Below are 1325 nucleotides of genomic sequence, written 5' to 3'. Positions count from 1 at the left end.
TGAAGCGTCCCGGGTTTCGTGCCGCTCCTATGTGGGTGCCAGCTCTCGGTTGAGGGCGGCGTAGTAGGCAGTCTCGTACTCGGCCGGGGTGGTCATAGCCAGGGACGAGTGGAGCCTTCGATTGTTGTACCACTCGACCCATCCGGCGGTGGCGTACTCGACGTCGGCGATGGTCTTGTACGGGCCGTTGTGGAAGATCGTGGTGGTGATGCACTCGGTCTTGTACAAGCCGATGACGCATTCCATGAGCGCGTTGTCATACGCATCGGCGACGGTCCCGATGGACGCGGCGATGCCCTCGGCGGCCAGGTGCTCTGCGAAGCGAAGGCTCGTGTACTGCGACCCGGCATCGCTGTGCGCGATCAGCTCGCCGGGCTGCACAGGGTGCCCGTGCCGGTCACGGTCCCACAACGCGATCCGCAGCGGGGTCAGGACCAGCGGGGTCGTCTTGGCCGTCGCGGCATGCCAGGCGAGGATTCTCTGCGAGTAGCAGTCCAGCACGAACGCGACGTATACGAAGCCCGCCCACGTGCGCACATAGGTGAAGTCCGCGACCCACTTCGTGTTCGGCGCGGCCGCGGTGAAGTCTCGATTGAGCAGGTCACCGGCACGGCAGCCGTCCTTGGCCGGGACGGTGGTGCGCACTGGCCTGCCTCGACGCACACCGTTCATCCCCGCAACCCGCATGAGCCGGTCCACACGACCGGCGCCGACCTGGTGACCTTCTCGACGCAGCCACGCGGTCATCTTCCGACGCCCGTACAGCCCTTCCGGGGTGCCGACAAGGTCGTGCAGGACGTTGAGCAGGACCGCGTCGGACGTGTCACGAGCCGACGCGCTGCGGCGGCGCCACGCCCGGTAGGTGCGTGCGGCGATCTGACAGCCCTCCTGACGGAGCACCCTGCAGATCGACTCGACCGCATGCCCCTTGGCGCGCATCTGATCGATGAATCCCATGATCATCGGTTGCGGGGGTCGAGCTCCCCCGCGAAGAAAATCGAGGCCTTGCGCAGGATCTCGTTGTCCTCCCGCAATCGCTTGACCTCGCCGCGCAGGCGCTTGAGCTCGGCCAGGTCATCGCTGGTCGGCCCGTCCTTGAGGCCGGCGTCGACGCGGTGCTGACAGACCCAGCGGCGCAAGGTCTCGCGCCCCACGTCGACCTTCGGCGACACCAAAGCCACGGCCTTCGTGACTGACCCGGCTTCCTCGACACGGTCCAGGACCATCCGCACCGCGCGGTCCTTCACCTCGGGATCGAACTTCTTCGGCATGAACAACATCCTCTCGAACTCGAAAGGAAGCGGCATCACACCCGGGACGCTTCA

The 1325-nt window shown here is 66.2% G+C and carries 1 protein-coding gene and 1 other annotated feature; the gene reads right to left on the bottom strand.

What is annotated here, in order from left to right:
- Positions 1-27: 27 nt before the first annotated feature.
- A protein-coding gene (locus ACI2K6_RS17015) for an IS3 family transposase (RefSeq protein ID WP_088477947.1) occupies positions 28-1271 on the bottom strand; the annotation gives its coding sequence in 2 pieces (ribosomal slippage) (positions 28-998 and positions 998-1271; 1245 coding nt in all).
- Positions 868-1002, bottom strand: a sequence feature (AL1L pseudoknot). Its footprint overlaps the gene before it by 135 nt.
- Positions 1272-1325 lie beyond the last annotated feature (54 nt).

The sequence above is a fragment of the Microbacterium sp. NPDC006705 genome, assembly GCF_044903545.1.
In the GTDB taxonomy this organism is placed as follows: Bacteria; Actinomycetota; Actinomycetes; order Actinomycetales; family Microbacteriaceae; genus Microbacterium; species Microbacterium plantarum.
Note: the sequence above shows the minus strand (reverse complement) of the source record. Positions and strands in the feature narration are given on the sequence as shown.